The sequence below is a fragment of the Acinetobacter sp. UBA3025 genome, from assembly GCF_002367915.1.
GTDB lineage: Bacteria > Pseudomonadota > Gammaproteobacteria > Pseudomonadales > Moraxellaceae > Acinetobacter.
Genome location: NZ_DFDO01000335.1, coordinates 1 through 4,126 on the forward strand (window position 1 = coordinate 1; position 4,126 = coordinate 4,126).

Sequence of the window (4,126 nt, forward strand, 5' to 3'; positions counted from 1 at the left end):
CTCTGGCTCTTGCTTTCATGCTGGTCGGTCGAGAAATTAAAAACAGAATAGGTATTCCGTCCCTGATACTTGGAAGTCAACATAGCGGCATCTGCATTGATCAGCAAATCTTGCAGATTCTGGCCATGCTTCGGATACATGGCGATCCCGATACTGCCCGAGATATTAATGGTCTTACCACTGATCTGAAAACTTTCCTGAATCAGCTCCAGAATCTTTTCCGATATTTTTGAGGCCTGTTCTACTGAAGTATTTTCCAGCACCAGCAGAAATTCATCGCCACCGATGCGCAGCAGTATCATCTCCCAGAATTTGATGAATACGATAAGCTAGCTGAATCAGTAGCTGGTCTCCAACGTGATGGCCAAATACATCATTCACGGCTTTAAAGCGATCTAGGTCAATGTATAGAAAAGCGATTTCATGCTGGGCATCTTGCTGCCGGTCAGAAAATAGCAATTGTGCATATTTGACCAGATATAAACGGTTTGGCAGTTTGGTAAGATTATCCTGAATCGCCTGATTCGCCAGCTCTTTATTGGCCAGCATCAGCTGACGGTTACGTGATTCAAAGCGTAACTCCAGCATGGCTACGCCAAATGCAGCCACCAGTACCAGACAACTAATCAGGATGACTGAAAATAACAAGTCATAGTGGGAATGACTGATCTGGCTCAGTGGATGGACATCTTCATAAAAACTGAGTGCCACCATACCCGTATAATGCATCCCGACAATGGTCAACGTGAGCATACTCGCGACCACGAGCTTCATCCGGATCGTACTTTGCACTGCCTGTCGATATTTGAATACCACCCAGAAACTGAGTCCCGCTCCACTCGTTGCAATCAGGATCGAACAGATCATTAATAAAGGGTGATAGGCAGTCACATGATTTTTAACATTCAGACCCAGCATGCCCATATAGTGCATTCCTGACATGCCCAGCCCCATCAGAACAGCACCTAGAATCAGACGGGCACAAGGCAAGGTTTTACGGGTGGTGAGCCAGATGGCAAAAGTTACTCCCACAAAGCCAATCATATAAGAACTTAAGGTGAGTGCAGTATCGATATCATAAGCATCAGGAAAATGAGCTGCCGTCATGCCGACATAATGCATTCCCCAGATTGCCAGTCCCAGCAAGCCACCGCTGATCAGTAAAATAAGGGTTTTCAACCTTAGCGACACATTATGAAATAGTATCTGCTCAAGCGTAAGCGTCAAATAGCAGGCAATAAATGCCACAGCCATCGATCCAATGAGCAGACTGACATCATGATGAGCATGAATCATATAAAATGTTCCATCTGGGCGATCATTCTTATTTTATTGCGCAGCTGTATTCGCACGATTCCCCGCTAAATTTACGCCCTATAAAAAACAAAATACTCTTTTCAGAGTTTATCCCGACTGCTTCAAACTTGAAGCCATAACAAAATTTATTGCAATATTTTTATCCCTTCAGGGGCTGGGGTGGAGTTAGAAATTACCCTGAAGCGATAAAATAAAAATTCAGCTTATATATTAGAAGTCTTTGAGATTTTATCAATTGATTAAATTTAATATTCCAGCTTTTTTATTCGACATAAATCACAAATTTTTCTTTTTTATTTAGTTACATAGCACTTTATAATTAATTGATATTGCATTTTATTTGCACAAAAAAAACAGCCTATCGAAATAGGCTGTTTTTGGAAATTACATTATTTTATGTGAAAGTTACTGTTTTGACTGTGCTTGAGCATAGTCAGCCAAGACATGCGCGGCTTCCAGTACAAAAGCTTCTTCTTCCGGTAATGCCGGACGCTCTTTGGCTTTCATTTTCGCCCGAGCTTCAACCATAGCATCCAGAGAAGCCTGATAACTTTCCCAGTTTGGATAAGGTTTCAGACCGGTTGCAGCACGGCGGGCATTTTCAGCTTCTAAAGCTTTACGCTCGATATCCAGCAACTCAGCTTTACGCTGTTCCAGATCCAGAACTACACGTTTTTGGTCTTCGACTTTTTTCATGGCCGCTGTACGCTGTTCCAGATACTTGAATTGAGGGTTCTGAGCGACACGCTGTTGAGATAACTTGGCCAGTTCCGGTACATATTTCTGTACCACACCTTCACGTTTAAATGGCGCAGTTGGAATCGTATCCCACTCTAGGGCATTTTTGGCCTTACGTTCACCAAACTCTTCATTATAGATGTCGACCAGCTTGATATCTGGAATCACGCCCTTGTTTTGGGTACTACCACCGGTCACACGGTAGAACTTACGCTGAGTCAGTGTCGCCTGACCATGCGCCAAGCTATCCAGCTGAACCTGTGCAGTTCCTTTACCCGTTGTGGTACTACCGATCACGATGCCGCGTTCATAATCCTGAATTGCTGCTGAATAAATTTCACTTGCAGATGCAGAAGCCAGGTTCACCATTACTGCCAATGGACCGGCATAGGTTTGTGCACCGCCATCATCATCTTCAAAGACACTGACATTACCGTTACCATCACGGATCTGAACTACTGGACCCGATTTGATCACCTGTCCCAGCATACGTGCCACTTCTTCAAGTGAACCACCCGGATTATTGCGCAAGTCTACGATAATACCGGCAACATTTTTCGCAGCCAGTTCTTTCAAAGCCTTGTTGGTATCTTCTGATACGGAACGGTAGTCGGTACCCGCACGACGGGCACGATAGTTCAGATAGAAAGATGGAATTTCAATCACACCGTATTGATATTTTTTACCATCACGCTGGATTTCAACGGTACGGGTTCTAACCCCGGCATCTTCTTCCTGAATCACATCACGTACAAGACTGACATTACGCGCCTGCCCCATGGTCGCACCCGGGCCTAATAACTTCAGCGTTACTTTGGTGCCGCGCTTACCACGAATCAGGCCAACAATTTCATTGCTCGGCCAGCCGACCACATCAACCATCTGTTCGCCGTCTTGAGCAACGCCGACAATACGGTCACCTGATTTTACCTGTCCTGATTTGCTGGCAGGACCACCTTCTACAATGGTTTCAATCTTGGTGTAATCTTCATTACCACGTTCCGGACGAATCGACACCCCAATCCCTTCCAGCTGCAATGTAGTCTGACGGTTCAGCTCCATTGCATCTACAGGCGGGAAATAATTACTGTGCGGATCATAAGTCAGCATCATTGCATTCAGGGTTTTGTCCAGCACATCATCGCTCTTGATCCGGCTGAGACGCTCTAACTGACGGGTATAACGCTTAGTCAGGGTTTGAGCAGGCGTTAAATCTTCCGGCCCAGTCAGATCCTGGCCATTCGCCAGTTCAGGATTGGCTTTAAGTGCATTTTGCTTGGCCTGCTCTTCTTCCTTACTGATCGTCAGGTTAATCAGCTGAGAGACCAGCATTTTTGACCAGTGAGCACGTTGTTCAGCCTGAGTTTTAAAGAACGGCGCCTTTTCGCGATCCGTTTCAATATATACATTCTTCTGATTCAGGTTTTGCGGTTTTTTCAGTTCTTCCAGCATAAAGGTATAGAACTGGGCTAAACGCTCACGATACTGTGCATGAATTTCATAAGGGCCAGACAAATTACCAGCTTTCAGATTGGCACCGAAAGTAGCGCCATAGCGTTTTTTATAATCTTCTATTTCAGATGCCAGAAAAAGACTGTGATCTGCATCCAGACTATCAATATAAAAATCAAAGATACGCTGTGAAGTCTGAGCATCCAGACGTATATTCAAATAATGTTGGCGATCAACGAGAGTTGCCAGTTGTCGGGATACCAATGCCTGTTCTTGAGAAGGTTGAAGCACTGCTTTGCTGACTACTTCTTTACCATCAGCTGCAATTGCATCATTCACCACATGGGTAAAAAATAATCCGCCTGTCGCAATCGCAACTGCACAAGCTATTGTTTGAAATTTCATAAATAATTCGTACTTCCTTGGCCTCAAGACCAATTTGACCGTGTTGCTTTTCGAGCAGAACTTAAAGTATTCAGCATCTTAAACAACTTAATATGTTTATGTCGTGTAGTTTTATCATATTCTGTGCTGACAAAGTGTAGCAAATCATTGCAGAATTCAGGTATTGTTTTCCCCGAAAATTCTAAAATGGATTCCGCATATGATTGGCGCATTG

Annotated in this window: 1 protein-coding gene and 1 pseudogene; both read right to left on the reverse strand. The window is 44.1% G+C overall.

Features of this window, described 5'->3' with window-relative positions:
* Nucleotides 1-1,085: pseudogene (locus B4J23_RS14280) on the reverse strand (diguanylate cyclase domain-containing protein); the annotation flags it as partial.
* Between the two features lie 637 nt (nucleotides 1,086-1,722).
* Entirely contained in the window at nucleotides 1,723-3,912 is a 2,190-nt protein-coding gene (locus B4J23_RS14285) for a carboxy terminal-processing peptidase (RefSeq protein WP_004782007.1), read from the reverse strand.
* Nucleotides 3,913-4,126 lie beyond the last annotated feature (214 nt).